The sequence below is a fragment of the Sulfurimonas sp. genome (assembly GCF_028713515.1).
Lineage (GTDB): Bacteria > Campylobacterota > Campylobacteria > Campylobacterales > Sulfurimonadaceae > Sulfurimonas.
The window spans coordinates 107,537-122,430 of sequence record NZ_JAQTOD010000003.1 but is presented as its reverse complement, the minus strand read 5'-3'; the positions used below and the strand labels follow the sequence as shown (position 1 = coordinate 122,430).

Sequence of the window (14,894 nt, the reverse complement as noted above, 5' to 3'; positions counted from 1 at the left end):
GCAAAGATAAATAAAATCAAAAAATAAAGAGGATAAAAAAAGTGATAGAGTATTATACAGGTGTTCCCGGTTCTGGTAAAACATACAATGCAGTAAATCATGCATATAACTGTTTTATAGATTCGTCTCATAAACAGTATGGAAAATATAAAAATTTCTATACAAATATCAATGAATTTAATTTTGAGTTTTTTAATGATAATGCTTTGATTGCTTCAAAATCAGATAAAAAACAATCATTACTAAAATCAATATTTTCTTCTATAAAAACTCCATCAATAAACAAAAATCACTTTTTTACCAAAGAGAAAAAATTGATACCAAATGAGAGTGCTTTAGCTTCTGATACAGAGGTTCAAAGTGTTAAAAAAGTTGTTGCATATAATCTAGAAATTGATAAGCTTTTAGAGAGTTTTACTATATTGCACACTTTATATCTTGAAAAAGCAGACGATAGTGTCTTAATTGAAAAATCAAGAGAGTTAAATATTTTAGACACTCTATTTATAATTGATGAGTGTCATAACTACTTTTCTGATTCAAATACAGTTTTAATTTGGTGGCTTTCTTATCATAGACACTTGCACCAAGACATCATTTTAATCACTCAAAATTTCTCTCTTGTTAATCGCAAATATTTAACTTTTGGCGAGTTCTTCTATAAAGCAGTTGCAAGCTCTTTGCGCGTTCGTAGCAGTGTTTTTACTTATCATCAGTATATCAATTACCATTTATATAAAAATGCTCATTCTGATACAATAAAAGTTAATTTCCGTGCTTCTGTTTATGCCCTCTACTCTTCTGGTGCCAACACTCAAAGCAAAAAAGTAATTTATAAATATATATTTATAGCTGTTGTTCTTCTTGCTGTTGTTTTTTTAGTTTTTAATATGATTATATCTCGCTTTTCTCATGCTAATGATGATTCAAAAAAAGCAACACTTGCAACTAATTCTAAAAATATAAACGCAGTACAATCTCCAATTCTTAACTCTCCAGCTCCTCAAAACATCAATAATGTAGATTCTTTTAGTGTTGTTTGTGTTGAAAATGATTGTATATCAAATAATCAAAGATTTTCTGTGACTGATTTAGTTACATATACATCAAAATATGGCTTAACTCAAATCGGTATTGATAAGTTATGCTCCGATGTTTTTATTCGTTCTTATTCTAAAAATGAAAAATTTCAAAAAGAGGTTTTAAATGTTTCGCTTAATATCCCTGCTAATAATTAGCATTTCACTATTTGCTCAGACTATAACATTGTCTGATTTAGTTTTTATTGTTCAAAAAAAGGACAAAATTAATATCATATTTTCCAATGATGTTCCAAAAACTCTTTTGGTTGATTTACCGTCAGATTATAATAAATCAACATATTTGCCATATCTTAAGAGTCTTTTATATGCTAATGGTTTTAAGATTTCAAATGATGATGGTATATATATTATTTCAAATTCAAATTCTTCAATTAAAGATTCATTTTTAAATCAAAATCAACCAGGTGAGTCAACATCAGATAATAATAGTTTTATACAGCGCAAATCTCAATCTTTTAATCAAAATTATAATCAGCCTTATCAATCAAACGAACAAAGAATAGATCCTATTACGGGTCGCCCTATAATTTTTAATTCTACTAATCCACAGCAACCAGATTTAAAAAATGATTTAAACATCTCTTTTTCAACTCAAAAGCTAGATTATTTACAGTTTGAAAATATTAAGTCATTTTTGGATTTCTCAACCGTTCCTTATGTTTACTCAAATATCTCTAAAACAATCATATTTAAACAGACTTCTAAAAATGTTTGCTTGATAGATAAGATAAAAGAGCAAATTGAATTTTTAGACATAAAAAAAGAGCAAGTAACTTTAAAAATAACTATATTTTCAACCAACAAAGAAAAACTCAAAGAGGTTGGTTTAAATTCTTCTATAAATTTTGATTTCTCTTTACTTTCAAAAAGTGGTGCATTGCTTACTGGCGAAGCTGTCGCAGGGTTCAAGGGTTCACTAAAAGCTTTAAGCATTCAGGGTGCACTTGATATTATTCAGTCAACTAGCTACTTGATAAGTGATAATGACAAACTAGACTATAAAAAAGTTGTTTCCATTCCGTTTCTTGATGAAAATTTTGTTTTAACGACCGACAATGGTACCAATCAATCAAAAAAATATAAATACAAAGATATAGGTTTTAAAGTCTTAGCAACTCCTAACATAGTTGGCGAAACAATTAACTTAGATTTTGCATTGAACTACGGCGAAATTCTCTCTTCTGGGGATTATCCAATTACCTCGGATAACTCAATTATAAATAAATTTAGTGTTAAAAAGGGAGATATATTATTACTTTCTGGTTTAACAAAAGATTCAATAAATGATAAAAATGAGGCTCTTCCATTTTTTGAGGATATTCCATTTATAAGAGATATTTTTACACATAAAACCAAATCAGACAAAAAAGAGATATTCAATATTTCAATAGAAATTCAGTAATAAAAATTAACTTTGGAGTGATAACCATGAACTACGGCTTAACATATAACGATTTAAAATTTGCAAGACAAAAACTTGATACACAAAAGAAGTATCTAGAAGATAACTCTTTTACAACTTCATCAGGTCAAGTTAAATCACTTCTTGAAGTTTCGTTTTCTGCAAATATCAGCGAGAGATATTATGCGCAGCTCTCAAACAAAATAAACACGATGCACTCTTTGGCAATCTCTCAAAATCTAAAGCCATTATTTTTAACAATAACACTTGATGGATTTTTTAGAGGTTTTTTAACTTCTAACTATGATAAATGGGATAATAAAAGCGAAATAAAAAGAGAAGAGTATTTAAAACATATTCCAAACAATGCAGTGTATGGATTACTCAGAGATAAGATAAACAACAAAGAGCAGTTTAACGCAAAAGATTTGTATAATATTTTATGTTTTCAATGGTATAGATTCTCTGCTGGCTATGCCTTTAAACAACTAAAGAAAAGCTCACGACCCTATATTTATCTAAAATCAACCGAGCCACATAAAGACGGTGTTCCACACATGCACATTTTGTTCTGGGTTCCTGAAGATTCATTTTCATCTTTTCAAAAAGATTTTGTTCGTTATTTCCCTGCTCCTCAAAATCATAAACCAATCAATAACTCAGCAGATGGAGATACCAAAGGCTTTCAAACTGCAATTAACAACCCTGTTGGCTATATTATGAAATATACTACAAAGTCATTTATGGATTTAAGAACGGGCGAGGATTTGAATTTTCTACAAGCTTGGTATATCAAAAATAAAATTAGACGCATAACCACTTCTCATTCAACAATACCACAATGGGTATATCAAAAGGTTTTCGCCTTTGAGCAAGATTGGTATCATCTTACAGATTTAACCATCAGAGAGCCGAGACTATGCGAGTGGAGTAAAGAGGATGATTACTTTATACTTATAGAAGATAACGGTCGCTGTTTAGAGTATGATAGCGGTTTGCTCACTTTAAAACATATTGACAGTAACAACATTATAAAGCAGATTGGTGAATACTCTAAAAAATCAAAAGTTATAAAAAGTAAATTTAAAAGTATCCCTACTAAATGGATAAATTTCAAAAAAACTAAACCGAATCTATATGAAGTTTGGATTGATGATAAGCTTTATATATATAGAGATAAAAAACTCTCAATACCTACTCCAAAACCTCTGCTTATGAAAAACTACGAATTATTAACCTATTGGCAAAACTTAGACATAGAGAGCGTCAATCCTTATCATTTTGCACACACTCATAATGTAATGATAGAACGAGGCTTGATGGATGGCTTTAAGATTCCAATAAATCATAATGTAGAGCAAGAAATGTGGGGTTTTGATAATTTATATTTAGAAAGTGAGGTGTTTTAATATGAAATTGAAATCTTTTACAATTTTTGGTTATCAGTTTTTAATTGATGGTAATGAAGATATTACTATTTTTTGGTTCAAAGATTATGGTGTTTCACGTAAAGAATTGAAAAAAAAATCTTTTTTATATAAGTTTTTTTATTTTGTTTTTAAATCCATTAAATAGAGTGAGATGTTTTAAATGAAATTCTCTCACTACTCATCTTTATATCTTGATTTCAAGCTTCATGAGCTTAAAAACTCAACACTAGATAAATATGAAAGTATCGTAAAAAACAGAATTGATCCATATTTTGGAGAGCTTGAAATTACAGATATTAAGCCTACCGATATAAAAAAATGGCTTTATAGCATAGATGATGTGGGAGTAAAGAGCCAAAAGCACTACTTAGGCGTTTTGAGTGGTATTTTTCAGGAAGCTTTTTTTGATGAAGTTATAACTAGAAACCCTGTTAAGCTTATTAGAATCCCAAAATATGACAAACCAGATATCAAACCATTTACCAGCGATGAAGTACAGCAGATTATGGAAAACACTATCGATAATAATTTCAAATTTTATCTAGCTATCGCTTTTTACACTGGTATGCGCTCTGGCGAGATAATTGGACTCAAAAAGAGTGATATAGATTTTGAAAACAAGATAATAAATGTTTCTCGTTCTCGTAGTAGATTTGGAGAGAGTACACCAAAAACAAAATACAGCATTAGAGCTATTCCCATAATAGAGCTTTTAATGCCTTTTATTCTGCAACTTTATAACTTTCACGACCATGAATATTTATTTGTAACTCAATACAATAAACCATATCTAGATACAAATGTTTTTATTAGCTTTTTTTGGATTCCATCTTTGAAAAAGTTAAATATTGAGTATAGGCGACCATACAATACGCGGCATACTTATGCAACAAATATGCTCTACAATAATCTAGTTTCGCCTATTCAACTATCACAGCTGCTAGGTCACTCTAATACTCAAATGGTCTATGAAGTCTATGTCAAATATATAGAATCAAACTATAAAAATTTTGATAGAAGTATTTCAATTTATCAATAACGCATAAGTAAGGGATTTTTTATCTTTTTTTGAGGTCTTGCAAAGTCCTATATTTAGGGCTTTCTGGTGGACAAAGAGGGATTTGAACCCTCGGTACCTTTCGGTACGCTACCTTTCCAAGGTAGTAGATTCGACCGCTCTCCCATTTGTCCATTTTAAGTATGAGGGCAGAATTTTATCTTTAAAACTCTTAAGATTGCCTCTTTTGCTTGAAGATATTTTGTTTTAGATTAGCAAATCATCATAATTATATTTTTGTAAATCCAAATAGTACTTTTTTTCTAGTTTTACAAATCTTTTATCTTTGGGGGCTATGGCCTTTAGTTTCTCTTTTTGTTTTTCGCTCTGTTTTTCTGATAAGTTCTTACTTTTAATGAATTTCTTTATAGAGACTAGGGTTGCTTTTTCTTGATTAGAATCAATATCTATCTCTGCTTCAAATATCTCTTTTTCAACTTGAAACTCGCCTATCATAAGCTTTGAAGAGATTGCATTTATAATATTTTTTAGTTGCTCATCTTTATCTCTATAAATCTGCTCAATCTTTCTCTTTTCCTCAATCAGCATCTGCTCTTTTTGGTCTCGCAGTGTTCTTGTTTCGACCTCAAGAGACTCTACTTTTTTTTGAAGTTTACTGTTTTGCTCTTCCAAGAAAATATAGTATTTATCATCAGACTTAAATGCTGTTTTTCTTTTTGGTGTCTCTTTTTGCTCTGCTTTTTGTTCATCGTCGATTATGACAAGCTTCACACCATTTTCTACACTACTCACAAGAGAACCTCTTCTTATACGGTTAAAAATTGCCTCTTTTGAGACTCCTAGTTTTAGTGCAGCTTCGGATATGCTTAGTTTTGTCATTGCCTTATCTCATATTTTCAAAAACAAGTGGTGCTTCCCACTCCATAGCGCGAATGGTTGAGATTACTTTTTGTAAATCATCTATTTTTGCCCCTTTTACGCGGATAGAATCACCCTCTATCTGGGCATTTACCTTGAGTTTCAGGTTTTTTATCTCAGCTGTTATCTTTTTTGCCTCTTTTGACTCTATGTAATCCACAATTTTAAAAGTAACTTTTCTGCTGTTTCCGCTGGCGTTTTCGGTTTTCATCTCTTCTAAAACTTTTGAGCTAAGGTTTTGTTTAAGGAGTTTTGCTATCACAATATCTTTTAGTGCATCTAGTTTGTTATCACTTGATGCCACTAACACCAAGAGCTTATCTTTTTCTTTATAGCTAACTTCATAAGTTGTTCCTTTGAAGTCATAGCGGTTTGCAACCTCTTTATCAACGAGGTTTATAGCGTTTTTAAAATCCTGCATATCGATTTTTGCGCTTATGTCAAATGAGTACTCTTTTGCCATTGCTAACACTCCCTTTGTTATGTTTGTTTTATTGAAATTCTTGCAAAACTAAAAAACTAAGCGAACGATTCTGCAGCAAAGCGAAGCCTTAGCAAGCCTGTTTTTTAGTTTTGCAAGAAGTCTATTTTATAACAAACAAACTTAAAAACTAGGGCTTCCATCAAAGCTAAATCCACTGCCAAAACTGCTAAAGCTAGGATCCGTATAGCCTTGTATAACGCTTCTTGTTCTTAGTTTTTCTATGTCAGCTTTGCTTGAGATTCCTTGTGGACAGACGATTGTACAGGCGTTGCAGAGTGTGCAGTCCCAAACACCGTTTGTTTGTATATCGTCAATTTTTTCATTTTTGTTTAGTTCTCTTTTGTCGCTAACATATCTCAAAACTCTTGTTAGTGAGAATGGTCCCAAGAACTCTTCGTTCACGCTATAAACTGGGCAAGCGCTATAACATGAGCCACACAAGATGCAATCACTTTGAAGTTCATTTAGTTTTTCATCTTCATGAGAGAGTAAAATATGCTCAGATGCGGAGCTTTGCCACGCTTTTACTTTTTGGTTGAACTCATAAGCTCTATCCATATTTACAACTAAATCTCTTATGACTTCGCTATTTCTCATAGGTTCTACAAAATCACCATCTTGTACATGATAGCTACAAGCCAAAACCTCTTTGCCATTTACTCTAACAGCACAACTTCCGCAAACACTGCTTCTGCATCCACTGCTGTATGTGAGTGATGAATCAAGCGTTGTTTTTATCTCGCCCAGAATCTCTAAAAGGGTTTTATTGTTTGCCTCTATCTCATACTCTACAACACTCTCTCTTTGTATATTAATTTTCATAACTAACCAAGCCATCTCTTGTTATAAAAGTGTTAGCACAAAACATTTCATTATTAGCCGTTGGATAATCAACCCTAAAGTGTGCTCCTCTGCTCTCCTCTCTCGCAAGCGCAGAGATTAAAACCAACTCACTTAACTCCAACATATTTTTAAATTCTAAAAACTCTATGAGGTTTGTGTTATAAACTTTTGCTTTATCGCCAACACCCATATTTTTTAAATCTTTTTTCATATCCCTAAGCACATCAAGTACATTTTGCAGACCCTCTTTGTCCCTTTTGATACCAACAAATCTATAAAAAAGTTCTCCAAGTTCTGCCTGCTTTGTATAAAAATTTATCTCATTTTTATAGCTCATTATCTCTACAATTTCCGCTTCAAAGAGACTTTTTTGCTCATCAATATTTGCCTCACCCTTAAACTCTTTCGCATACTTTGCCGCATTTTCTCCAGCAACTTTACCAAATACAACAAGCTCTAAAAGTGAGTTTCCACCGAGTCTGTTTGCTCCATGAACTCTATGGTTTGCACACTCGCCAACTGCAAATAGCCCATCTATATTTGTCATGGCTTTCTCATCCACTACTATTCCACCCATTGTGTAGTGAGCAACTGGTTTGATTGGTATTAGCTCATGTATCGGATCAATGTTTTCATACAGTTTTGCTAATTTTACCTCTTGCGGTAACTCATTTTCTATGAACTCTGAACCTAAATGACGAATATCTAAAAAGACATCTCCGCCTTTTGCTATCTCATCATCAATCGCACGAGCTACTTCATCACGGGGTGCCAGCTCATTTGTAAATCGTTCTCCATTAGAGTTTAAAAGATAGCCACCAGCGCCTCTGGCACTCTCTGAGATTAATATTGAGGAGTTTTTAAGAGCTGTTGGATGAAACTGTATAAACTCCATATCGCTAACAACTCCGCCAGCTCTAATGACTGACGCTATACCATCACCTGTTGTTGAGACTGAGTTGGTTGAGTTTTTGTGAAAGATTCTACTATATCCTCCAGTTGCAATTATGACACTACTACTTTTATGGATTTCAACTTCACCACTTCTCTTGTCAAGCACACTAACACCGCAAACAAAACTTTTGTTAGAATCTTGTTTGTTAGTGATAATCTCCAAAAGGTATCTCTCATTTAAAAACTCAATTCCTAACGCCAAGCATCTATCATAAAGTGTGTGAAGAATTTTTAATCCCGTATAATCTTGTGCATAACACGCTCTGGCTGCATAAGCTCCACCGAGTTTTCTTTGAGCAATTTTAGAATCTTTTGTTCTGCTAAAAGGCACTCCAATGCTATCGAGCCATAAGAGTGCATCCGGAGCATTCTTACATAAAAATTCTACTGATTTAGGGTTTGCTAAATTTTTGGCGGAACTTAGAGTATTTTCTATGTGAAGCTCTATGCTGTCACCATTTTCACCACCCAAAACAGCATTGATACCGCCTTGCGCCATGGAAGTTTGGCTTCTTGTTGGGTACTCTTTTGTTATAACCACAACATCAGCACCACTACTCTTTGCGTGGATAGCAGAGACTAAACCCGCTCCACCTGCTCCTATTATGATTACTTTGTTACTCATTTATTAGATATCTTTTATTTTTTTAATCAGCTCTCTTGCTTTTGCTAGTGCTAAATCCACTTTCCCAAACACAAGCGCCACAGCTAAACGACGACCTTTATGAGCTTCTGGTTTTGAAAAAACTCTAACAAAACTATCTTCATTAAATAAAGACTCATCAACTTCAACAACAGGAGAATAGTTGTGGACTTCTGATTTAAACGCAGCAGATGCACCCTCTCCATAAAATGTAAACCCTAGCGGAAGCCCTAAAACTGCACGAAGATGAAGTGCAAATTCACTCTGACTTTGAGTTATAAGTGTTACCATTCCAGTATCATGAGGACGAGGCGAAACTTCTGAGAAATAGACTTCATCGCCTTTAACGAAAAGCTCAACTCCAAAAAGACCACGACCACCTAAGCCATCAGTGATTCTTTTTGCCATATCCTGAGCTCTCTCTTTTGCAACTTCGCTCATCTGCATCGGTTGCCATGAAAAAACATAATCACCATCGCGCTGCTCATGTCCGATTGGTTCACAAAAAACAGTCTCTTTGCCATTTCTAACAGTTAGCATAGTTATCTCATAATCAAAATCCACAAATGCCTCAACTATAAGTTCACTTGCATCGCCACGAGCTTCCTTTGCAATCTCCCAAGATTTTTCTATATCCTCGGCACTTCTTGCTATGCTTTGCCCGTGTCCAGAACTGCTCATAACAGGCTTTATAACACATGGGAAGCCCATCTCCACAGAAGCCTCTTTTAAGCCCTCAAGTGTTGTTACAAATCTATATGGCCCTGTTTTTAGCTCCAAAACCTCAGCTGCAAATGTACGGATATTTTTTCTATTCATTGTTTTACTAACAGCATTGGCATTTGGTATAACATTGTAGCCCTTATCTTCTGCCGCAAATAGAGCATCTATGCTTATGGCTTCAATCTCTGGCAAAATATAGTGAGGTTTTTCACGGTAGATAATCTCTAAAAGTGCGTCTTTATCTTGCATATTTACAACATAAGAGCGATGAGCCACATGATGAGCTGGAGCGTTTTGGTATCTATCAACCGCTATGACTTCAAGACCAAGTCTTTGAGCTTCGATTGCTACCTCTTTGCCAAGTTCACCAGAACCTAGAAGCATAATTTTTTTTGAGTTCGATTTTAATGGAGCAGGAAAGTGCATGGGAGTCCTTTGAAATAATTGGGAAAATTATATCAAAATTGACTATATGAGGAAGTTAAATAGCACAAGCGAGACAAAATGCCCCGCTTAAAAAGTTAAAAATTTAGCGTTTAATACCTAGAAGTGTCTCTAAGAGCGTGTCAGAAGTGGTAATAGTTTTACCATTTGCCTGATATCCTCTTTGAATAATAATAAGCTGTGTTAGAGCGGATGATAAGTCAACATTTGACGCTTCAAGAGCCGATGACTGTATAAATCCACGCCCAGAAGTAGCGGCAGTTCCGATGATTGGATCCCCTGAGTTGGCGGATTGTACAAAGATATTTCCACCCTCTGTTCCTAGACCTTCATTGTTTGTAAATTTCGCCATTCCCATTTGTGCCAAACCAAAAGAGCGACCATTGCTAAATGAGCCAACTAAAGTTCCACTTTGATCAATTCTAATTCCGATCAAATCTCCACCAGTAAAACCATCTTGGCTTATTCCGGAAGTAGCTGACGCGGCATCAAAACTTGTCATACCATCAAACGCATTTGCTGTTCCGAGGTTAAGATTTACCTGCTGTTGTGGCGCTGAACCGTTGTTTCCACTAAAAGAGACATTTGGTGGGTTATATGTTGCTAAAGAACCATCATTGTTAAATCTTACAGAACCCATCTTCTCATTTGTTGGAGACACTGTGTTGATTGTTGCTGGTGGTGGGACAGATACAAGCATACTCCAAGTACTACCAGTACTTGAGTCCACTGAAGTTTTTCTAAACTCAACTCTAACAGTATGCTTTGAGCCCAGTGAGTCAAATATATCTATACCGCTTGAGTGTGTTGCGTCATTGAAACTTTGTGAAAATGCTTTTCCAGTTGTTCCATTAGGTAGCACTGAATTTAGCGCTTCCATATTCCTAGTAAATCTTGTGTTTTCTGTTATGCCGCCACCAACAACGCTGTTTGCATTCATTCCAGTAATTGATAGGTTTATGTCATAGTCAAAACCACTTCCACCAGGATTTGTTAGTTCAAATTTTCCCTGAGAGTTAATTTTTAACTCTACATTGTTTAAGTTTTGAGTCTGTGTTGCTACTGGAATCGCGGTAGGATCAGCAAATCCAAGAAGTCCAGCCTCACCCAAAACTATTGTATCGAGAGTTGTCGGACCCATATTTGAGTTTATAATATCCATCGTATCAGTTGCAGCGTTGTAAGATGCTACTATTCCAGATACTCCACCAGTTGCTAACTGAGCATTAATCTGAGTCTCATAGTAAGCACCATTTGCATCTGCCGTATTTGCTCCAGTATTTGGAATAATAATAGCTACACCACCCAAATTGAAACTAGCTGAGTTATTGGCCACCGAAGCAATAACACCCGCAGATGTTACGCTTGGTGTAGTAACGGTAACCGTACGAGCTTGCACCTCCATTGCTTCACGAAGATCTGCGATTGTTGTAAATTTTTTATCCGTATCAGCAGTTTTTATAGAACCACTTGGATCATACTGATATCTATATGCGGTTATATCATTTGCTATGCTAAAGCCACTGTTTGTGTTTCCAAGAGCAGTTAGCTTGATGTTATGAGATGCCGAATCAATACTGTTTGTATTTACTAAAACAATCCTATTTGTTGCTGAATCATACGATGCTGCGATTCCAGTTACGGAAGTTTGCCCGTTTATAGCCGAGACATATCTAGCGGCATTTTGGGCAGCATTTTCTATACCCGTACCACCCGTTGTTGTGATTCTTTTTACATCTCCGTTGTCAAGAGTAAATGAAACATCTAGTTGATTCCCACCAATAACTGGTGTGGCAACCAAACCACTAAAGCCACCATCACCGCCGCCGATTGTCATAGCAACTGAAGCAGTGTTTGTATTTGAGATTGTGATTTGATTGCTGCCTGAGTCATACGCAGCAGCTATTCCTGTTCTACCTGCTGCTATTAGCTGAGCGTTAATTGCTGCAGCATATCTAACACCATTCGTATCAGCCGTATTTGCAACACCAGAGTCTGCTAGAGTTATATTCACTCCATCAATTGTAATGTCCAAAGCATCATTTTGTGCAACTAAGTTTGAAGACACTGAGCCAACTGCAGTTACAGATGTTGCCACAGGACCAGTTGATGTTACGGTAGAGTTTTCAAACGCAGCCCAGATACCCTGATTTGCTTGTAAACTAAACGCTTCACCCGCCTCATTAAACATAACTCCCATATTGCTAGAAGCTATTGGATTCCCATTTTTATCTATTGCTGGTGGCGTTGGAATCGCCGGTGATGGTCCTGCTGGGACTTCATAAGTTGGTGAAAAACTAGTTACAAGTGGACCTGAACTTAGGTTTGCTTTTAGCACAACTTCGGCTGTTGGATTTGCTGGAGTTGTTAATCCTGGTGGTATATTTATGTTAGTGATGGGCGCTGTTGCATCTACCTTTCCCGTAACCTTATCTCTCAACCAACCCTGAGCAATGAAACCGTTGTTATCAACAAAATTTCCACCCGCGTCAAATTTAAAATCTCCGGAACGAGTATATTTATATGTATTTCCACCATCTGGAGAAATTATAAAAAACCCATCACCCTGAATCGCCATATCTGTATTTTTATCGGTATTTTGAACAGAACCTTGCGAGAAAATACGAGTCATTGAACTAACGGTTGAGCCAAGACCAACTTGAACAGCATTTTTACCACCTAAAGCGCCTTGAGGAGCAGTAGCAATAGCCCTTGTTTGCGCTAAAAGGTCAGAGAAATTTGCACGAGAGTACTTAAATCCTATCGTGTTTACATTGGCAATATTATTTGATTCAACATCCATCGCAACTTGGTGTGATTGTAGCCCAGATACGCCAGAATAAAGTGATTTTAACATTTTAAATCCTTTTTTATTTTATGCCAAAGAGAGTAGTGTTGCTCCTTAGCGTGATAGATAACAAACTCTTTACATACTTAAATAGTAGAAAACAATAGCATTTATTGTTCCAGATTTATTTATGCATTCCTAAAGCTTTTTGCAACATCTCATCGGCTGCTGTTACTATTTTTCCACTTGCATCAAATGTTCTTTGAAATATAATTAACTCCGTAAGTGCCGATTCTAGCGATACATTAGAATTTTCTAACTTGTAGTTTATGACCTCGGCACCCAGTATATTTTTACCATTTGTATCTTGATAAAATATCGGTTTACCACTATTTGAACTCTCTGCAAATTTTGTACCATCTACACGATCAAGACCTTGCTCATTTTGAAAATGAAACACTCCAATTCTGCCAACACTACTCTGCTTACCATTTGTAAATGTTGCTATTACATCAGCATTTCTATTTATCTCATAGCCAACTAAATCACCGCCTATGGTTCCATTCGAGGTACTAGAGCCGCCAGATATAGTGCCATTTGTTGAAACTATACCACTGTAATTTTCCCCCAAATCTATTGCTACGGCCGTACCTTTGTTATCAATTGAAGTTAGTGTATTGGAGATTTGAGCACCAGTTGCATCAAAGCTTACAACACCACTCTGAGTGGAGTATATAGTCGCTCCATCCAAGCTACCAACTGTTGCCACAACATCCCACTGTGCGCCAGGTGGAACCTGAGTAGCACTTTTACTAAATGTAAGTTTGAGATTATTTTTGACTCCAGTAGAGTCAATCACCCCAGCGCTAACAGTTCTACTCTCATCAAGCACTCCCAAATTTGCTTGAAAACTAGCCTGTGTTGTTGCCTCTGGCGGATAGGTTAAAACATTTGGGAAACGAAGAGGTGTTTGTGAACTAGCACTATTTAGTAGAGTCTCTGCTGATGAGCTAACTAAAACATCATTGCTGATATTTTTTCCCATAGTTCCCAAAACAAAATAACCATCTGGCGTAACCAGATCATTATTTTTGTCAAAAGTAAAATTACCAGCTCTTGTATAAGCGGTTTGACTGTTACCACTAATACCAAACCAACCATCTCCGTATATAGCCAAATCTGTATTTCTTTCAGACAACATCAAAGAACCATCAGTCTGATTCATACTACTAGTTTGCACTCTTGAACCAATTCCAATACCGCTATTTACACTACTAAAACCGCTGTCTGTATTTACTGCAGTTTCAAAAAGTGATGCGAATTCTGTGTTATAACCACGAAACCCAACAGTGCTGACATTTGCTATGTTATTTGATGTTACATCTATGGCACTTTGTTGCGACATAAGTCCTGAAACACCAGTGTAAAAGGCTTGAATCATCACAAACTCCTTTAGTAAACTTCTTTAACCTGCGCCAATGGAACATAACTGGATCCAAGTTTTAGATAAGTTGTACCACTATCAAATTTAACAGATTCTATTGGATAAGCTCCAAGTCTAGTCGTTTGTGTGGTTCCGCTTTGATCTGTGTAATTTGCAGTAACTTTATATATTCCGCTCTTAGATTTACCACCGGATGAGTCTTTTCCATCCCACTCAAACTTATATACACCAGATGGATTTGTACCAACATTAATGGTTGCTATTTTATTATCTTGTAAATCAGTAATATTTACAGTTCCCTCTTGCACGCTATTTGGAAAATAGACTTCAAACTCTGAGTTTGTACCCTCATCATAAGTTATAGCGTTACTTCCGATATCAGCAGTTTTGCCAATAGCCGAAATTGTAGAAAATTGCTGTGAGCTCCCAAGAGAAGCTGTTAAGTTTTCTAAAGCTGTGTTTGTGTTAGTTGATGACTCTAGTGCTGCTAACTGAGAAGTTTGGCTTAAAATCTTATCCGTATCCATAGGTGCGGTTGGGTCTTGATACTGCAACTCGACCAAGAGAAGCTTCAAGAAGTCATCTTTACCTAGCGAGGTTTTATCTTTTACCGCTGTGCTAGCTGTATAGTCTGTATTTGTTGCGGCATTTAAGCCTGTTGATGTAATTGACATAATATTCTCCTTGTTGTTGATTATCT

Annotated in this window: 12 protein-coding genes and 1 tRNA gene; 4 read left to right on the top strand and 9 right to left on the bottom strand. The window is 35.3% G+C overall.

Annotated features, from left to right (window positions below; genetic code table 11):
- The first annotated feature begins 41 nt into the window (after positions 1–41).
- The 4 genes from PHV22_RS06935 (at position 42) to PHV22_RS06920 (ending at position 4,974) form a co-directional block, all read left to right on the top strand.
- Entirely contained in the window at positions 42–1,238 is a 1,197-nt protein-coding gene (locus PHV22_RS06935; protein ID WP_299946627.1) for a zonular occludens toxin domain-containing protein, read from the top strand.
- Entirely contained in the window at positions 1,207–2,505 is a 1,299-nt protein-coding gene (locus PHV22_RS06930; protein WP_299946624.1) for a hypothetical protein, read from the top strand. The genes PHV22_RS06935 and PHV22_RS06930 overlap by 32 nt, the downstream gene beginning before the upstream one ends.
- 26 nt (positions 2,506–2,531) lie before the next feature.
- A complete protein-coding gene (locus tag PHV22_RS06925; protein ID WP_299946621.1) occupies positions 2,532–3,914 on the top strand; it encodes a hypothetical protein in 1,383 nt (460 codons plus the stop codon).
- 181 nt (positions 3,915–4,095) lie between these two features.
- On the top strand, positions 4,096–4,974 hold the full coding sequence (locus PHV22_RS06920) for a site-specific integrase (protein ID WP_299946618.1): 879 nt from the start codon (positions 4,096–4,098) through the stop codon (positions 4,972–4,974).
- Between the two features lie 64 nt (positions 4,975–5,038).
- Here PHV22_RS06920 and PHV22_RS06915 read toward each other — a convergent pair.
- The 9 genes from PHV22_RS06915 to PHV22_RS06875 form a co-directional block, all read right to left on the bottom strand.
- Positions 5,039–5,126, bottom strand: a tRNA-Ser gene (locus PHV22_RS06915).
- Positions 5,127–5,199: 73 nt separating this feature from the next.
- The gene (locus PHV22_RS06910; protein ID WP_295022562.1) at positions 5,200–5,832 is read right to left on the bottom strand and encodes a DNA-binding protein; all 633 of its coding nucleotides are present in this window, start codon (positions 5,830–5,832) and stop codon (positions 5,200–5,202) included.
- A gap of 4 nt (positions 5,833–5,836) precedes the next feature.
- Positions 5,837–6,334 carry a YajQ family cyclic di-GMP-binding protein gene (locus tag PHV22_RS06905; RefSeq protein WP_295022560.1) on the bottom strand — a complete coding sequence of 166 codons (498 nt, stop codon included), beginning with the start codon at positions 6,332–6,334 and terminating at the stop codon, positions 5,837–5,839.
- Between the two features lie 141 nt (positions 6,335–6,475).
- Positions 6,476–7,177 (bottom strand): 2Fe-2S iron-sulfur cluster-binding protein, encoded by a 702-nt coding sequence (locus tag PHV22_RS06900; protein WP_295022558.1) that lies wholly within the window; start codon positions 7,175–7,177, stop codon positions 6,476–6,478.
- Positions 7,167–8,777: an FAD-dependent oxidoreductase gene (locus PHV22_RS06895; protein WP_295022557.1), complete on the bottom strand. Its 1,611-nt coding sequence runs from the start codon at positions 8,775–8,777 to the stop codon at positions 7,167–7,169. Before PHV22_RS06895 ends, PHV22_RS06900 begins: the two co-directional genes overlap by 11 nt.
- Positions 8,778–8,780: 3 nt before the next feature.
- Positions 8,781–9,944 (bottom strand): formate-dependent phosphoribosylglycinamide formyltransferase, encoded by a 1,164-nt coding sequence (gene purT, locus PHV22_RS06890; protein WP_295022556.1) that lies wholly within the window; start codon positions 9,942–9,944, stop codon positions 8,781–8,783.
- Positions 9,945–10,047: 103 nt separating this feature from the next.
- The gene (locus tag PHV22_RS06885; protein ID WP_295022555.1) at positions 10,048–12,819 is read right to left on the bottom strand and encodes a flagellar hook-basal body complex protein; all 2,772 of its coding nucleotides are present in this window, start codon (positions 12,817–12,819) and stop codon (positions 10,048–10,050) included.
- A gap of 115 nt (positions 12,820–12,934) precedes the next feature.
- Positions 12,935–14,191, bottom strand: coding sequence for a flagellar hook protein FlgE (locus tag PHV22_RS06880; RefSeq protein WP_295022553.1), 1,257 nt, complete (start codon positions 14,189–14,191; stop codon positions 12,935–12,937).
- A gap of 11 nt (positions 14,192–14,202) precedes the next feature.
- On the bottom strand, positions 14,203–14,868 hold the full coding sequence (locus PHV22_RS06875; RefSeq protein WP_295022551.1) for a flagellar hook capping FlgD N-terminal domain-containing protein: 666 nt from the start codon (positions 14,866–14,868) through the stop codon (positions 14,203–14,205).
- Positions 14,869–14,894: the final 26 nt, after the last annotated feature.